Consider the following 16,417-nt stretch of genomic DNA (forward strand, 5'->3'; position numbering starts at 1 on the left):
AATTTATAAAAAATGTGGATAACTTTTATGCACTTGTTAACAGGTTTTAAAAGACTGAGTTATCAACGTTTGTGTACAACATTGTGGATAACGTGAGCAGATATTCCCATGTTATACCCAAGTTATCCACTTTTGTGTCCACAATTGTGGAGAACTACATACGTGTAATTTAAAGTTGATTAGCATATACATAACATGCAAATAGATAGGAGCACAATAAGAATCAGTAAAGAATATATAGCAAAACGTTCATTAAAAGATGCTTTTTTAAGAATCGGATTATTAACTCCAAGCAAAGTAGCCAAAATTGTTCCAGTGATAAGACCACCAACATGAGCCTGCCAAGCAATATTTGGAATAATAATAGGCATAGCTAGAGTTAAAGCAATCCATATCAAAGTTCCTCGAGTATTTTCACCGAGTCTCCATTGAGCTACAAGAAGTGCCCCTATAAGCCCCATAATTGCACCTGATGCACCATAAGCCGACAAGAACCAGTTTCCTGTAATTTTGCAGTAAAGTAGGGTTGCAACGCATCCTCCTAGTCCTGAAATGGCATATAGGAAGAAGAACTTCCACCTGCCAAAGAATTTCTCTAATTCTATTCCGAGAGAATATAAGCAGAGCATGTTGAAAAATATGTGGCTAAATCCAGGAGAATGGACAAACATAGATGTAAACCAAGTCCAAATAGATTTTTTAATCAAAAATGGAGAAAATGCTGTATTCTCAATAAGTACTTGATACAAGTTTGGCGAAAAAGTATGAAGAATAATTTCAACAAGCCAAACAAACACACAAATATAAATGAGTGAATATGTAGCGCTTTTGCAATTAATCTTAAAACGCCTAATAATATTTTTTACATCAAAATTGTTCATAAAATAACATTATCTAATCGCATACACAAAGTTTAAATATTTGTAACCAATCTATATGATAAAAAAGATGCGAGTATTGAAAAAAATCACTATGATAGTGAGTACGCGAGTGAAACTCGATATAAATTGTTGACTTGGACGAGCAGGTCAGCTTGACGAAAGGAGCCATCATGGAGAACAGGTCCTCTGGCGGTTGGAAGTTCTTTGCACTGCTCTTTGGAGCACTGCTCGCAGGTATTGCAGCATTGTATGTATACAAGCAGCATAATCCTGATTATGATCCATGGGAGCAGCCATGGGAGAACAGCTCTTCACCAATCGATTTAGGTGCTGAAAAAACAGATAAGGAAGAATCTGAAGTAGCTAAGCCAGTTGAGGCTTAGATAGAATTAAAATTCTTATACTCAGATTTTTAGCTATATAAGGTGTGAAGTTCTGCACTTATAGTGCATAGTTTCACACCTTATTTTTTTTTATTTTGATATTTATTTTTAATTATTTTTATAAATAAAAAAGGCTGTGACCAACAAACGCTAGTCACAGCCTTTTTTATTAAAGCAATTTTTAAAATGCTTTTACATAATTATTCAGCAGTTGGAAGAGCGCCAGTGTGCCAAATGCGATCGAGGTAATCTTCGATAGAGCGATCAGAAGAGAAGTAACCAGAGTTGGCTACGTTCAAAACTGCCATGCGAGCCCACTTCATAGGATCGCGGTAAGTTTCCTCAATTTGAGCTTGAATATCCATGTAAGAGCTAAAGTCAGCCATTGCCATGAAGTAATCGTGAGTAAGCCAATCATTAACGAGTGGCTCATACGCGCTCTTGTCACCATTGGAGAATGTGCCGTCAGCAACCATGTCTACAGCAGTCTTCAATCGAGGATCAGACTCGTAGTACTTGCGGGAGTCGCCGTGATCGTAGCCTTCAGCATAGAGCTTCTCAACCTCGTCAACGGTCATGCCGAAGAGGAAGAAGTTCTCAGCGCCAACGCGTTCACGAATCTCAACGTTTGCACCGTCGAGAGTACCAACAGTCAAAGCACCGTTCAAAGCGAACTTCATGTTACCAGTACCGGAAGCTTCCTTACCGGCCTGAGAAATCTGCTCATCCAAATCAGTTGCAGGAATCAAGTTCATAGCAAGTTCAATGTTGTAGTTCTCTGGGAAGAACACTGCGAGCTTGCCCTTGCATGCTGGATCGTTGTTCACAACGCGAGCAACATTGTTGATGAGCTGAATCGTAAGCTTTGCCATAGCATAGCCTGGAGCGGACTTAGCGCCGAAGAACACGGTGCGTGGAAGCATCTTGTCTACGTCGATTGTGCCATTCTTGATTCCAGCATATGTGGAGATAACCTGGAGGATCTTCATGGACTGGCGCTTGTACTCGTGCAAACGCTTAACAATGGTGTTAAACATAGTATCTGGGTTGATTTCAAAGCCATACTTGTGCTTTGCAAAATCAACGAAGGCAAGCTTATTCTGCTTCTTAACTTCAGCAAACTTCTTAACGAATGCTGGATCATCAGCCAATGGCTTCAAACCTTCAAGAAGCTCCAAATCACCCTGCCATGCGTCGGTGCCCAAGCCCTCAGTAATAAGGGCAGACATGCGTGGGTTGCTCAAGCGCACGAAGCGACGAGGAGTTACGCCGTTAGTAACGTTCTTGAACTTATCTGGGTAAACGTTGGAGAAGTCCTTCAAAGTGACATCCTTCAACAACTCAGAGTGAAGCTCAGCAACACCGTTAACATAAGAACCACCGTAGGTAGCCAAGTAAGCCATGCGAACTACAGCACCTTCGCCATTTTCGTCGGCGTCGGTAGCGATACGCATGCGCTCAACCTGATCCTCAGCAACGCCTTTACCGCGAAGCTCATTGCGGAACTGCTCGCTAATACCTTGAATAATCTCAAGGTGGCGTGGCAAAAGTTCGCCAATAAGCTTTGCTGACCAAACTTCCAAAGCTTCTGGAAGAAGCGTGTGGCAAGTGTAGTTGAAGGTCTTGGTGGTAATGCCCCAAGCGGTGTTCCAATCGTAGCCGTACTCGTCCATAAGAACGCGCATAAGCTCTGGAATACCGATAACTGGGTGAGTATCGTTCAACTGGAAGTTGATCTTGCTTGGGAAGGTGGTGAGATCCGGCTTATCCTGACCTGGATAGAATACGCGGATAGCATCATGAATAGAAGCAGCTACGAAGAAGTACTGCTGCTCAAGACGCAAAGCCTTGCCTTCTGGAGTGGAATCTTCTGGGTAAAGAATCTTAGAAATGTTTTCTGCTGCAACCTGTGGCTTAACAGCATCCAAGTACTCAGACTTGTTGAAGGTGAGCAAATCAAATTCGTCGTAAGACTTTGCAGTCCACAAGCGAAGAGTGTTTACGCGACCAGAGTTGTAGCCTGGAACCATGTAATCAACTGGAACTGCGCGAACAGACCAAGCTGGTTTCCAAACGCGCTTACCGTTTTCTTCAACAACTTCGCCGCCGAAGTTAACGCGCTGATCTCGACCGTAATCGATATGACCCCATGGCTCTTCGTTGCTAAGCCAGTAATCAGGGGTTTCTACCTGCTTACCATCTTCGTCGAAGCGCTGCTTAAAAATTCCGTAACGATACTGGATGCCGTAGCCAAATGCTGGCACGCCGATAGAGGCGAGCGAATCGATGAAGCAGGCTGCGAGACGACCCAAACCGCCGTTACCTAAACCTGGCTCATACTCAGCATCGATAACAGCTTTTGGATCGAAACCAAGCTTAGTTACAGCCTTGTTGAACTGGTCAGTAAGACCAGCGTTAAGCAAAGCGTTCTCAAGCTGCTTGCCCATCAAGAACTCTGCGCTCAAATAGCCCACAGCCTTGGTGTTGCCGTTAATCATGTCATGCTGGGTCTGCATCCAAGAGTCCATCAAGTGGCGACGGACCGCGGTAGCAGCGGCAACATACACATCAGCCGTAGTGGCCTGTTCTGGCGTGACACCTTGAGTGTACTTCAGATGTTCTTGAAGTTCTTTGGCAAATGTCGCCGCAGTTGTCTTGGCTTTCGGCGCGACGTGTTTAGTCATATTTGACTCCTTGTGCCGTGAATAATATATTTACCTAAAATGTGCGAATAGCAACCCTTGATTATGTTGGTTGTAGCCGCGCCAAATTGCACTTAACAAGACGGTACGCGGCAATGCACACGTTTTCATTGTTGATGATATCACAACCCCAAACACTTATTAAGAATTATTCACAATATGACTTTTATTAAACTTTTATCTAGCTTTGATTTAGCTTTAATAAAACGCTACTAAAAATACAGATAATAGTCATGTAATTCATGAGATAATTCAAATATGACAGTTATAAGAGAAAAAGATATAAATCGCGCTAAAGAATCATTTAAATTATGGGAAAATAAGGCGAAGGCGTATGTGAAATCTCTGCAAGATAAGGAAAATTTCACATGTATTAACAGCAAAATTCTTGAAGTTAGTAGAGATGATGAAGCAATGGCTGTTAGGTATTCTCTTTATGTCTTGGAATCAATAGCGCCTGGATTTGCTGTAGAGGTAAGAGTAGCGCCCTGGGGAGCTGTAAAAATCCTAGAAGGTCCACAATCAGATCCACACAATCTAACGCCGCCTGATGTTATAGAACTTGATCCAGATGTTTGGTTGCGGCTTTCCTGTGGAATAACAAAATGGAATTACGAGCAGCAAATTGGCAATATAAGTGCAATTGGAGAGCGAGATAACCTAAGCAATCTGCTGCCCGAACTCACAAAATCTCTTGCACGAGAATAATTTAATTCAACAATTTAATTCAACAATTACTTGTTTATTATTTTTAAATTACTTCTTATGCATAAAATTCGGCATAGGCATAGGAATATGGTGGTGGACCGTGCCAGAATTGCCGGACGATTTATCTTTATTAGCTGCAGACGCAGCTGCTTCAGCAGCCCACTTAGCGTAATCGTCTAAATCGTCATCGTTGCAAGGAACAGAATCGCACGAGTCTTGCTCTTCATTAGCGTCTTTAGAATCGCTATCATCAGCAAAATCAGACGAATCTTCTTCCTTATCAAGATAATCTTTAGATTCATCATAATTATCAGATTCAAACGGATCGAAGGATCCCTGACCAGGCTCGTGAGTATTAAGCTCCTTAGCAAGCTCGTCATAATCCGTATCGGTCGTCAGGTATTTGAGCTTACGGGCAATTTTCTGTTGCTTTGCCTTCTGTCGTCCGCGGCCCATCTGACCCCCTCTAATTTACCGAAACAATCAATTCATCACACAAGAGCGTACCACTGTGCCGCAACCGAGTATATTGTCTGAGTGGACTTTTACGATAAAAGCCATATTTTTAGGCTTAAAAATCGCAAGAAAAATCGCGTGCGTAAGGAGTTAGAAATGTCAGAAGAAGCACAAGTTACGGCTGCTGGAAATGAAATAAGTGCAAGCTTTGTAGCAGCTCAAAAACGTTCAGACGCAACGCTTGAGAAGCTAAAAGCAAATCCTAGCTCCTTTACTATGCTTACAGGAGATAGACCGACAGGAAGACTTCATTTAGGACACTACTTCGGTTCGATTCGTGAGCGTGTCGCAATGCAAAATCTTGGCGTAAACACAAACGTGATTATTGCGGACTATCAGGTGATTACAGATAGAGACACTGTTGAACACGTAGAAGATAATGTACTAAATCTTGTTCTTGATTATATGGCTGCTGGAATTGATCCTAAGAAAACAATGATTTTTACACACTCCGCTGTTCCTGCAGAAAATCAGCTTATGCTGCCATTTTTGTCTCTAGTTACAGAAGCAGAATTGCATAGAAATCCTACTGTTAAAGCAGAAATGGAGGCTTCGGGTCATGCTTTAACAGGACTTTTGCTTACGTACCCAGTGCATCAAGCTTGCGATATTTTGTTCTGCAAAGCAAATGTTGTGCCAATTGGAAAAGATAATTTGCCACACATTGAGATTACGCGCACGATTGCTCGCAGATTTAACGAGCGTTATGCAAAGAAGAATCCTGTTTTCCCAGAGCCAGCTGCGATTCTTTCGGATACGCCAGAAATCCCAGGATTAGACGGACGCAAAATGAGTAAGTCTTACGGAAACTCGATTATGCTAGGCGCAACCGCAGAAGACACAGCGAAGCTGATTAAGAAAAGCCCAACTGATTCTGAGCGCACAATTACATTCGACCCAGTGGCTCGCCCACAGGTTTCTGCTCTTTTGACTACTGCTGGATTGGTTACTGGCAGAGATCCAAAAGATATTGCGCAAGAAATTGGTGACGCAGGTGCAGGAGCACTAAAAGCGTACGTTATTGAATCTGTAAACAACTTCCTTGCTCCACACCGCGAGCGTCGTGCGGAATTGGCAAAAGATATGGACGCTGTGAGAGATATTTTGCACGATGGAAATGCAAGAGCTGCTGCGATTGCGCAAGAAACACTTGATCAAGTACGCGAAGCAATGAACATGAAGTATTGATTAACAATGTTGATTAGCAATAATTAAATCTGATTAATTCTTGCTTGATTGCATATAAATAAAACGCCCAGTGGTCGCTGGGCGTTTTTGTTTAGGTTTATACTATTCGTTTTATCTTTTTATTTTCGATATAACTAAATGTCGTATCGCCAGCTTTTATCTGTTATAACTCGCGCAACAGCAAGTCCTAATGGCAAGCAAATAATCACCATAAAAGCGCGGAAAGTCCAATCTAAAGCAGGAAGAGTATTAAACTGTCCAAGATAAAACATTGCACGATACATATAAAGTCCAGGAACCATAATCACAATAGATGGAACAGTAAGACCAATACGCGGATAGCCCAAATATTGAGGCGCCCAACCCCTATGAACTACAGATCGCCAAGCGGAAGCCAAAAGACCAGCAAGCAAAGCGCCAGTAAATGCTGCGATTTCTGCAGCAATACCAAAATCAGCCATAGTTAAGCGCAAAGTATCGGTAATCGCGCCGATTATTCCAGCAACGAAACACATTCTTTGAGGAGAATTAAACAGAACGGAGAATCCCCACACGCCTGCAAACGCTGTAATCATTCTAAGAACAGCATTAAGCCAAGGATTTAAGCCCAGTGGAGTAAAGCCTTGGGGATTAAGTTGAACAAGGCTTGCAACCATCCAGCCAGCAAGAGTACCCATTAGAATAATCGCCATTGTGTAGCAAAGTCGCTGAATGCCAGAAGGAAAATCAATCTTAGCAATATCTAAGCCGCCTGTAATAAGAGGAAAACCTGGAATTACAAACAAAACAGAACCGATATAAGCTGTATTGTGGTGTAAGGCAGCAGGATCAAAACATCCAACAAGTCGAAGAGAAGCAATGCAACTCAAAGCGCCAACAGCAACAGCAATAAACGTTACAACAAATTGGTTTAGATGATGCATAAACATGCGTCTTCTAACATAATGACCAATGCCAGCTCCAATAAAAGCACCAAGCATATCGTAAGCGCCGCCGCCGAGCAAAAATGCGAAGGACGCGCACGCCACAGCAGACGCAAGACCCGCAAACCAAGGTTTATAAAGAGGCTTACGATTTTTAATTAAATCGAGACGGTCGTGAACTTGACGAACAGTAAGCGGCGCGGAAGAATCGCAAGCGGGATTTTGATTAGATAAAGCGGCGGAATTGTTTTTAAGATCTAAATTCAAATTATTTTGAGAATTTTGAACATTTTTGACATTTTGAACGTGAGAAAAATGCTCAGCATACGTTCTTTCTGGTTGAAGCGCAAAAATTCCACGAGGTTTTTCTTTGCGAATCGCCTCTTGAATTGCCATTTTTTCTTCGACTTTTGCAGCGTGCTCCTCCGACTGCTTAGCTGTTTGAACAATCGCATTCTCATTGCTGCTAGCTTGAAGAGTGTCCACCAACTCCTTAGAAACAGCTGCCTTTGAATGGTATAAGGAATCGTTTCCAAGTTTAACATTAAACCAATCTGCAAAATGTTCGAGAAGCCAAATTCTCTCCGTATTTACGCCAGTAGTAGGCAGATCAACAACTTCGGTAATGCGCTCATGCTTATCTGTGCAAGTAGCCTCAATATCGGTTAAATTAACGTCTGCACGAACATTTACACCCATAGGTTCGCCAACGCGGTGCATAAGCTCGCGAACGCGGTAGCTTCCAGTTCCTGCGCCTAAACCTAAAGCGCCAACTCGAATAATAATGCTGGATTTTGCTGCAATCCCAGCTTCCGTAACTGGTTTATCCCAATCGCGCTCAACATCTTCCATATCTAGCGGAATCGCGTGCGTTTGAAAGCGCCCAGAAGGCTTTCCTACTATATGACCAGTAGAAAGTATTTGTGGAGTATTGCCTATATTACTGTTTGAATTACTATCAGCGTTATTCTCTTCTATGCTCACAATTTTTAGTATACGCAGCGCGTAGCCTATAAAATTTATATAAGAAATTTATAGAAAAAATCAGTCCTAAGGTCGGTTCACAATTATTTTGGAATCTCGCTGGGAACAAAGGCTGTGGGCTTGCAACTTTTGACCTAAATAACCGCGGAGGAGCCGCGGAAGTCAAACGACCAAGCAACCTTATGACTAGCACAAGGAGGTCTGATGACAACTCAAAATCAACAGGTGACTCCAGCAGACGCAACAATAGTTACGTCTGGACTAGGACGAAAAGGACCTGAAGAGCGCGAACTGCCAGCATCGCTTAAGCAAGACATGGATTTATGCTTACATATTCTGCGCGATGTATTAGGCGAATTTGATGAAAAACTATTAACCGTATTCGACGAAGTGCGATTAAACGCAGTAAACGCAAGCACAGCACACTTCGCACAAATGGTTGATGCACAAGGAACAGAAGACGACGGGCTAAACAAAGCTGTAGAAAAAATCAACGGCATGGATTTGCCAGATATGCAGCTTCTTGCGCGTGCGTTTGCTACATACTTCCACTTAGCAAACCTGTGCGAAGAAAACTACAGGGTCTCCGTACTGCACCAACGCGAATGCGAAGTAGAAGAATCTAATCCCGTAGACCCAGTTAATGAGCTAACATGCGCATACCACAAGTTGCTTACGGAAATGAGCCCTGCGCAAGCTAAGGAACTGCTAAATAAGCTTGAATTCCATCCAGTTTTCACAGCGCATCCAACCGAAGCAAGACGAAAAGCTGTAGCTGGTAAAATCCGCAGAATATCAAAGCTTCTAAGCAAACACAATAGGCTAGGAGGATCAGACAAGCGCGAAAACTACAGGCGTCTATACAACGAGATAGACGCATTGCTCCGCACCTCGCCTATTGCTCTTAAAAAACCAACACCAGTTGAAGAAGCAGACACAATACTCGATATATTCGACGCAACATTATTCAACACAATTCCGTTGGTTTATCGCAGATTTGACGATTGGCTTTTGGGCAAAAAAGCTGGATTAGTGCCACCGCGATGCCCAGCATTCTTCCACCCAGGAAGCTGGATTGGATCCGATAGAGACGGAAATCCAAACGTTACAGCAAAGGTAAGTAGGCAGGTTGCGAGCAAGTTTAGCAACCACGTTTTGAAAGCGCTGGAAGAACGCACGCGCGAAGTTGGCAAATGCCTGACTATGGAAACACGCACAACGCCTCCAAGCGTTGAACTGCTGGAACTTTGGAACCGCCAGAGGGAAATGAGCGAGCAGCTCACTGAAAACGCGTCCGACGTATCTAACAGCGAGCCGCATAGAGCCGTTATGCTTGTGATGGCAGATCGACTACACCACACGATTAGCCGCAATACAGACTTGATGTATCATTCTTGCGAAGAGTTCATTGAAGATTTGCGGATAGTGCAACGTTCGCTTGCTGAGGCTGGAGATGCTCGAGCAGCATATGGACCATTGCAGGATTTGATCTGGCAGGCGCAAACCTTTGGATTCCACATGGTGGAGATGGAGTTCCGTCAGCATTCGCTCGTGCATTCGCGCGCATTGGAAGATATTCGCGAACATGGTTTGCACGGGGAGCGTGGACCGCTTCAGCCAATGACTCGCGAAGTTCTAGACACATTCCGCGCGCTTGGAGCAATTCAAAAGCGCAACGGTATGCGTGCAGCTCGCCGCTACATTATTTCGTTTGCAAAGTCTGCTCAGCATGTTCGCGATGTATTTGAGCTTAATCGCCTTGCGTTTGCGCATCCACAGGATGCTCCAACAATTGACGTAATACCACTTTTTGAGCAGCTAGAAGATTTGCAGAATTCGGTTAATGTTCTTGAGGAAATCATTAAGATTCCAGAAGTTCAGGCTAGACTGAAGGCTACTGGTCGCAAGATGGAAGTTATGCTTGGCTACTCCGATTCTTCCAAAGACGCAGGTCCTACTTCTGCAACACTTGCATTACATTCTGCTCAAGAACGTATTGCACAGTGGGCTAAAGATCATGACATTGATTTGACACTATTCCACGGCAGAGGAGGAGCTGTTGGACGAGGCGGTGGTCCTGCAAACCGTGCTGTTCTTGCTCAACCAGTTGGTTCAGTAAATTGCCGATTTAAGCTTACTGAACAAGGTGAGGTTATTTTTGCTCGCTACGGAAACCCAATTCTTGCCATTCGTCACTTGGAATCAGTAGCTGCAGCAACTTTGCTTCAATCTGCTCCAAGCGTTGAGAAAACCAACACGGAAATGACTCATAAGTATGCGGATATGGCTCAAAAGCTTGATGTTGCAGCGCATAATCGTTTTATTGATTTGCTTCAAACAGATGACTTTACGCCTTGGTTCTCAACCGTTACTCCGCTTAGTGAGATTGGTTTGCTCCCAATCGGATCTCGCCCTGCAAAGCGCGGTCTTGGTGCAAAGTCTTTGGACGATTTGCGCACAATCCCGTGGGTTTTCTCTTGGGCGCAAGCTCGAATCAACTTGGCAGCGTGGTACGGCTTGGGTACAGCTTGCGAAAAGTTTGGCGACTTGGAAACTTTGCGCAGAGCTTACGAAGAATGGCCGCTGTTTAGTACTTTTATTGACAATATTGAGATGTCTTTGGCTAAAACAGACGAGCGAATTGCTCGCATGTATCTAAGCCTTGGAGATCGCGAAGATTTAAGCGATAAAGTGCTTTCGGAAATGCAACTTACTCGCAAGTGGGTTTTGCAAATTGTTGGTGACAAGTGGCCGTTGCAACATCGCCATGTGCTTGGCCAGGCGATTCGCGTGCGCTCGCCTTACGTGGACGCGCTTTCTGTAATTCAGTCACTTGCTTTGCATAAGCTTCGCAACAAGGTGGATAAGGAAGAATTGAGCGAAAGCCAGCAGGCAGAGTTCATCTACCTGATTCTCTGCACTGTTTCCGGTGTTGCTGCAGGCTTGCAAAACACTGGATGATTTTAATAAATTACTGAATCAAGAAGGCTCTCGTATTTGCGAATTGCAATACGGGAGCTTTTTTGATAATAGGCTTATATTCTTAAACAAAATTCTTATTTACTACGAAAGATACAATATATTCTAAGTCAAAAATTTTAAACTTTAAGCAACTGAAAATATTGCCAATGCCAGTGTAGGAGATAATAATGCAAGAAGAAGTCAGCGAAGATTTTGCTAATGAAGATTCAGTTTTAGCTACATCGGTATTAAGCGCAATGCTTGCAGGGAATCGCAAATTTGCAGACGGCAATTCAGCGCATGCAGGCGTAAATTCAGAATCGCGCATGAAACTTATTGACGGTCAGCATCCTGGAGCTGTTGTGCTTTCGTGCGCAGATTCGCGAGTTGCTCCAGAATTTATATTCGACGCCGGTTTGGGCGATATTTTTTCTGTTCGCACAGCTGGAGAAGTGTTGGATGATGCCGTAATAGCTTCGCTAGAATACGCTGTAAGTGATTTGGGAGTAAAAGTGTTGGTTGTGCTTGGGCATGAGCATTGCGGCGCCGTAAAGGTTGTTTTGCCGAACGTGCAAAAGCTGGTTTCTGAATACGGCGAAGATAAAACAAGCGAAATAATTGAGTCGAGCGAGTTAATATTGCTGCGTTCTTTAGGGCCTGCTGTGCTCGCAGGTGTTGAGGAAAATTTAGATACAGATGATATTGAACGTATTCACGTGTCTAATATTTTGGCTGAAATTTGTGAAAAATCACAAATAATTCGCGAAGCTGTTTTCAAAGACGCTTTGATGCTTGTTGGAGCAAGGTATCGAATGAGTGACGGCTTGGTGGAAGTGTTGTCATGCTAAAAACAGAAACCGAAGCAAAAACAACGAGCCAAGTAGAAAAAGCAAGTAAAGCAGAACAAGCAAATTCTGCAAACTATCTATATTTGATTATAGGGATTCCTTTTATTTCTTTGATTATTGCAATGTTTCCAGCGTTGCAAGCGCGCAACCCTTGGATGCCTGTAAACACTATTATTATGGGTGTTGCTGGGCTGCTTTTACAAGCTGTTCCTTTTACGCTAATTGGCGTGCTTGTTTCTGCTGCTGTAGAAACGTGGATTACGGCAGATTTTATTGAAAAACACGCTCCAAAGTCTATTGCAAACGGCTTTTTGGCTGCAATTCTTGCTGGAGTCTGTGTGCCAGTATGTGATTGTGTTGTTGTTCCAACGTTTTCTCGTCTTGTTGCGCGAAAGCTGCCATTGCCTTGTGCTGTGACATTTCTATGCGCTGTGCCAGTGGTAAATCCTGTTTCTATTTGGGCTACTTGGTACGCATTTGCGGACGTTCCAGCAGTTGCTGTGACTCGAGTGGCTTTGGGTGTTGGTGTGGCTCTTTTAGTGGGAATTAGTTTTGTGATTTTTCCTGTAAAATCACAAGTTTTAAGGGAAAAATTTTTCATAAAATCATGTGGATCAACATGTGATTCATGTGATTTTGACAATAATGATGGGCCTTTAATAAGTTTTAAAGATCATTTAAAAATTTATGCTCATCATGTCTATGCGGATTTTATGCGATTAATGCCAATAATATTGTTTGGAACAACTGTAGCTTCGATTATTCGCGTTTGGCTTGGCGCAGATCCTGCATCAAAAATAAACACAACAACAGTTTTTGTGGCGATTCCAGCAATGATGCTAATAGCATACGCAAGCTCCTTATGTTCAAGCTCCGACGCAGTAATTGCGCGCTCTTTGGCTGCTTCTCTTCCAATGAGTTCAGTAATTGTTTTTCTGCTTTTTGGGCCAATGCTAGACATAAAAAACACTCTTATGCTTATTGAAGATTTTAAAGGGAAATTTGTGATACGTCTAACAGCAACTATTGCTGTTATTTGCTTACTCGCAGCGCTTCTTGTTCACCTTGCATGGGGTGTGATGCTATGAGTAATGTAAATGTTGTATGCAATGTTGATTGTAATAATGCAGATTGCAAGCAAACTAAGCATAAAATTACTTTTGCTCATATTGCGCAATCGTTGTGTTTGATTTGCTTTTCAGCCACACTAATGTGGAGCGCATTAAGCGGATGCTACACAATCCTTACCACTCCGCGCGCATTCGTATACCTTATTTTTGCTGCGATTTTGCTTTTTGTTTTGGGAATTTGCTCGCTTTTTGGTATTATTTCAGTTTTTGCAAAAGATTCTAAACGCATTCTTGTTTCCCTAATAATTCCAATGCTCGTGATTTTAATTCCACTTCAAATGTCAAAATCAGCATTAGATCAAGGTTTTACAAAGTCTGCAGGTTTTGACGAGTACGCTTCTGGGCGCGCAATAGCAATATCGTCTAATCGTAAAAATAATAAAAAAACTTTAAGAGGACTAGACGTAGCTAATAAAAAAATTATTATTTCAGACGATGATTTTGGAAATTGGTATGACGAAATTGACCATAATTTAGAGAAATATCAGGGATATGAAATTGTGGTAAAAGGTTTTATAAGTCGAGAAAACACGCTTTCTAAAAATCAGGTTCGCATATCTAGACAATTTATGTCTTGCTGCATTCTAGATATGTCTCCATTTGGGTTTGTTGCAGATTTTTCTAAAAACTTACGATTTAAAAATCACCAATGGGTGATTGTAAAAGCTAATATTTCATTAGGGAATATTGGTGTTAGTGGATATTCACACAAAGGTGTGGTTCTTAAAGTTGAATCCATTAAAGAGATAAGTAAAGCTCCATCCGGTTATTTTTATAGAACCTGATTGTGTATATTATTCCGATATTAAGCACAAAGCTTTTTATATATGTTAAATTCAACTAAGATAGCAAGTATGTCGTTGGGTTTTAACATTGCACTCATTGTTGTGTTCCTTTTGTTTGGTTCCATATTTGCAGCAACCGAACTTGCGCTTGTTAATTTGCGATCGTCGCAATTAGACCGCATGGAAACGCAGGATGCTCGTGGGAAAAGAGTTGCAAAAATAGCTCGAGATCCAAACACTTTTCTTTCCACTCTTCAAATCGGAGTTACGCTTTCGGGATTTCTTTCGGCGTCTTTTGGCGAATCTGCAATCGCGCCTCATATTGTGCCAATTGTAAAGTCTTGGGGAGTTCCAGATCATGTTGCTGGACCATTAACGACTATTGTTTTAACGCTTATAATATCGTATTTTTCAATAGTAATTTCTGAACTTGTGCCAAAGAGAATAGCAATGCAGCGCTCTGAGCAAATCGCTCGAGCAGTTGTTCCAGCAGTAGATATATTCTCCAAAATATGCAAGCCTTTAATATGGTTGATTGCTAAGAACACCAACGGTTTTGTGAGACTTCTTGGATTCGATCCAAACGAAAAGGAAAGTGAAGTTTCCGACGAAGAGCTACGTGTTTTAGTTAACTCGAATAAAAAGCTTAGCCAAGATGAGCGAACAATTTTAGACGATGTTTTTGATGCTTCTGAAACGATTGTTGCCGAAGTTATGCGTCCTCGTGCAGACGTTGAGTTTTTGGACGGATCTTTAAGTCTTGAAGAAGCTGCTGCAAAAATTAGAGAATTGCCATATTCTAGATATCCTGTAACAGGCAAAGATTTTGACGATGTTATTGGATTTGTGCATGTACGCGATTTGTTAGATGTTAGAGATCCTAATGCTAAAACAGTTGCAGATGTAACTCGAGAAGGAATAAGTCTTCCTGGAACGTCTAAATTGCTTCCAAGCTTGGAGATGCTTAGAAAACGCGGAATACATCTTGCTGTTGTTATTGACGAGTATGGCGGAACGGATGGCATCGTAACTCTTGAAGACATGACCGAGGAATTGGTTGGAGATATTAGAGATGAATACGATTTGCCAGACGAGTCAGATTTGAAGCGTGATAGTAAAGCTACTGTGTTTGTAAACGGGGTTGCTACGGTTGACGGTGGAATGACTATAGAAGATTTCGCAGATGTGACTGGAATTGAGCTAGAGGATGGACCTTATGAAACTGTTGCAGGCTATTTCCTTGCTCACACTGGCTCAATGGGCAAGGTTGGAGCTATTTTGCACGATGCGGATGGCTACGATATGACAGTTACGGAGGTTGATGGGCGTAGAATAGCTACGATTGAAGTCAGAAAAACCGAAGTAAATTAAAGATTTGAATAAAATTAAACAAAAATAAACAAAAAATGGAGGATACTAATATGGCTTTAACTCATATTGTGCCAGGTCTTGACGAATCGGCTAGTGAGAAAGCAATCGATATTTTGCAGAATCGCTTAAGCCATGAGCAGGAAGCTGCTTTAGTCTTAAAGCATGCACATTGGAATGTTACGGGTCCAGACTTTATTGCGGTTCATGAAATGCTTGATCCTCAGGTTGCAGAAGTTTTAGCTCAAGCCGATGAAACAGCTGAGCGAATTGCAACGCTTGGTGGATCCCCACTTGGTCGCGCAGACGATGTTGTAGCTTCGCGCACTTGGAAGCGTTTTGCTCTTAGTGGTAGAAAGTCCACCAAAGAGTATTTGCAAGCATTAATTGAGTATTACAACGATATGATTGCAGATGATCGTAAGGCAATTTCTCAGCTTGATGATCTTGATATTGTTAGCTCTAATATTATTCAAGATCATGTTCAGCAGCTTGAAAAGTTCCAGTGGTTTATGCGCAGTCATTTAGAATAATTTTGTAGAATAATTTTGCGACACGCTTAGATTTGCTATTTGACATTTTTGTTTCATGTGCTAATCTAACTACTTGTATGTTTTCGACATACAAGTTGGGCCCGTAGCTCAGGTGGTTAGAGCGCATCCCTGATAAGGATGAGGTCGGAGGTTCAAGTCCTCCCGGGCCCACGAAATTGAGCATTTTGTTCTTTTTCTCCAATGGGGCTATGGCGCAGCTGGTAGCGCATCTGCTTTGCAAGCAGAGGGTCAGGAGTTCGAGTCTCCTTAGCTCCACAAATAGGGTTTCTAGCCGATCGCTAGAAACCTTTTTTCATATATTCGTATTATCGTCTTCTTTCGCGTGTTTCTTGTTCTTGCGCGCATTTTGTTATATGAGAATGTTTCTCATCAAGGTGTTTTGCTAAACTGAATACCAATAAATGAATATAGATATCTTTACGCCGTGTATTGCGCATGCTTAAGTGGATGCTCAATGGGTTAACAAGGCGTGAAATCGTGTGTTAG

At 42.3% G+C, this 16,417-nt stretch carries 13 protein-coding genes and 2 tRNA genes; 11 read left to right on the forward strand and 4 right to left on the reverse strand.

Annotated elements, in window-relative coordinates; translation table 11 throughout:
- Positions 1-179: 179 nt before the first annotated feature.
- Positions 180-881: a rhomboid family intramembrane serine protease gene (locus HXT25_RS03125; RefSeq protein WP_009993795.1), complete on the reverse strand. Its 702-nt coding sequence runs from the start codon at positions 879-881 to the stop codon at positions 180-182.
- A 170-nt stretch (positions 882-1,051) separates the two neighbouring features.
- Here HXT25_RS03125 and HXT25_RS03130 point away from each other — a divergent pair, with 170 nt between their 5' ends.
- Entirely contained in the window at positions 1,052-1,264 is a 213-nt protein-coding gene (locus tag HXT25_RS03130; protein ID WP_004113993.1) for a hypothetical protein, read from the forward strand.
- Between the two features lie 200 nt (positions 1,265-1,464).
- Here the strand turns inward: HXT25_RS03130 and HXT25_RS03135 are convergent, their stop codons facing one another.
- Positions 1,465-3,948, reverse strand: a complete 2,484-nt coding sequence (locus HXT25_RS03135; protein ID WP_116437977.1) for a glycogen/starch/alpha-glucan phosphorylase — start codon at positions 3,946-3,948, stop codon at positions 1,465-1,467.
- A 276-nt stretch (positions 3,949-4,224) separates the two neighbouring features.
- Here HXT25_RS03135 and HXT25_RS03140 point away from each other — a divergent pair, with 276 nt between their 5' ends.
- The gene (locus tag HXT25_RS03140; protein WP_004137770.1) at positions 4,225-4,674 is read left to right on the forward strand and encodes a sterol carrier family protein; all 450 of its coding nucleotides are present in this window, start codon (positions 4,225-4,227) and stop codon (positions 4,672-4,674) included.
- Between the two features lie 48 nt (positions 4,675-4,722).
- On the opposite strand, the gene HXT25_RS03145 is transcribed toward HXT25_RS03140, so the two are convergent.
- Complete coding sequence (locus HXT25_RS03145; RefSeq protein WP_004113981.1) at positions 4,723-5,130, reverse strand: DUF3073 domain-containing protein; 408 nt, start codon at positions 5,128-5,130, stop codon at positions 4,723-4,725.
- Positions 5,131-5,286: 156 nt separating this feature from the next.
- On the opposite strand from HXT25_RS03145, the gene trpS reads away from it, so the two are divergent.
- Positions 5,287-6,378, forward strand: coding sequence for a tryptophan--tRNA ligase (gene trpS / locus HXT25_RS03150; protein WP_004116481.1), 1,092 nt, complete (start codon positions 5,287-5,289; stop codon positions 6,376-6,378).
- Between the two features lie 134 nt (positions 6,379-6,512).
- Here the strand turns inward: trpS and HXT25_RS03155 are convergent, their stop codons facing one another.
- The gene (locus tag HXT25_RS03155) at positions 6,513-8,285 is read right to left on the reverse strand and encodes a threonine/serine ThrE exporter family protein (RefSeq protein ID WP_065189339.1); all 1,773 of its coding nucleotides are present in this window, start codon (positions 8,283-8,285) and stop codon (positions 6,513-6,515) included.
- Positions 8,286-8,489: 204 nt separating this feature from the next.
- Between HXT25_RS03155 and HXT25_RS03160 the strand changes: the two genes are divergently transcribed.
- The 8 genes from HXT25_RS03160 to HXT25_RS03195 all read left to right on the forward strand — a co-directional run bounded on the left by HXT25_RS03160 (position 8,490) and on the right by HXT25_RS03195 (position 16,186).
- The gene (locus HXT25_RS03160; protein WP_004116485.1) at positions 8,490-11,246 is read left to right on the forward strand and encodes a phosphoenolpyruvate carboxylase; all 2,757 of its coding nucleotides are present in this window, start codon (positions 8,490-8,492) and stop codon (positions 11,244-11,246) included.
- Between the two features lie 188 nt (positions 11,247-11,434).
- Positions 11,435-12,094 (forward strand): carbonic anhydrase, encoded by a 660-nt coding sequence (locus HXT25_RS03165; RefSeq protein WP_422118653.1) that lies wholly within the window; start codon positions 11,435-11,437, stop codon positions 12,092-12,094.
- Entirely contained in the window at positions 12,088-13,182 is a 1,095-nt protein-coding gene (locus tag HXT25_RS03170) for a permease (RefSeq protein WP_422118654.1), read from the forward strand. Before HXT25_RS03165 ends, HXT25_RS03170 begins: the two co-directional genes overlap by 7 nt.
- Positions 13,179-14,009, forward strand: a complete 831-nt coding sequence (locus HXT25_RS03175) for a TIGR03943 family putative permease subunit (protein ID WP_422118655.1) — start codon at positions 13,179-13,181, stop codon at positions 14,007-14,009. The genes HXT25_RS03170 and HXT25_RS03175 overlap by 4 nt, the downstream gene beginning before the upstream one ends.
- Positions 14,010-14,078: 69 nt before the next feature.
- Complete coding sequence (locus tag HXT25_RS03180; RefSeq protein WP_004573593.1) at positions 14,079-15,380, forward strand: hemolysin family protein; 1,302 nt, start codon at positions 14,079-14,081, stop codon at positions 15,378-15,380.
- A gap of 50 nt (positions 15,381-15,430) precedes the next feature.
- Positions 15,431-15,910: a Dps family protein gene (locus HXT25_RS03185; RefSeq protein WP_004573592.1), complete on the forward strand. Its 480-nt coding sequence runs from the start codon at positions 15,431-15,433 to the stop codon at positions 15,908-15,910.
- 97 nt (positions 15,911-16,007) lie between these two features.
- A tRNA-Ile gene (locus HXT25_RS03190) sits at positions 16,008-16,081 on the forward strand.
- A 32-nt stretch (positions 16,082-16,113) separates the two neighbouring features.
- Positions 16,114-16,186 (forward strand) — tRNA-Ala (locus tag HXT25_RS03195).
- Positions 16,187-16,417: the final 231 nt, after the last annotated feature.

Origin of the sequence: Gardnerella sp. DNF00476 (assembly GCF_049262735.1) — a bacterium.
GTDB lineage: Bacteria > Actinomycetota > Actinomycetes > Actinomycetales > Bifidobacteriaceae > Bifidobacterium > Bifidobacterium vaginale.

Bases quoted from the DNA above. Each gene is read 5' to 3' on its own strand.
- HXT25_RS03160 (WP_004116485.1), top strand. From the start codon at position 8,490: ATGACAACTCAAAATCAACAGGTGACTCCAGCAGACGCAACAATAGTT.
- HXT25_RS03125 (WP_009993795.1), bottom strand. From the start codon at position 881: ATGAACAATTTTGATGTAAAAAATATTATTAGGCGTTTTAAGATTAAT.
- HXT25_RS03170 (WP_422118654.1), top strand. From the start codon at position 12,088: ATGCTAAAAACAGAAACCGAAGCAAAAACAACGAGCCAAGTAGAAAAA.
- HXT25_RS03185 (WP_004573592.1), top strand. From the start codon at position 15,431: ATGGCTTTAACTCATATTGTGCCAGGTCTTGACGAATCGGCTAGTGAG.
- HXT25_RS03180 (WP_004573593.1), top strand. From the start codon at position 14,079: ATGTCGTTGGGTTTTAACATTGCACTCATTGTTGTGTTCCTTTTGTTT.
- HXT25_RS03145 (WP_004113981.1), bottom strand. From the start codon at position 5,130: ATGGGCCGCGGACGACAGAAGGCAAAGCAACAGAAAATTGCCCGTAAG.
- HXT25_RS03140 (WP_004137770.1), top strand. From the start codon at position 4,225: ATGACAGTTATAAGAGAAAAAGATATAAATCGCGCTAAAGAATCATTT.
- HXT25_RS03135 (WP_116437977.1), bottom strand. From the start codon at position 3,948: ATGACTAAACACGTCGCGCCGAAAGCCAAGACAACTGCGGCGACATTT.
- HXT25_RS03165 (WP_422118653.1), top strand. From the start codon at position 11,435: ATGCAAGAAGAAGTCAGCGAAGATTTTGCTAATGAAGATTCAGTTTTA.
- HXT25_RS03130 (WP_004113993.1), top strand. From the start codon at position 1,052: ATGGAGAACAGGTCCTCTGGCGGTTGGAAGTTCTTTGCACTGCTCTTT.
- HXT25_RS03175 (WP_422118655.1), top strand. From the start codon at position 13,179: ATGAGTAATGTAAATGTTGTATGCAATGTTGATTGTAATAATGCAGAT.
- trpS (WP_004116481.1), top strand. From the start codon at position 5,287: ATGTCAGAAGAAGCACAAGTTACGGCTGCTGGAAATGAAATAAGTGCA.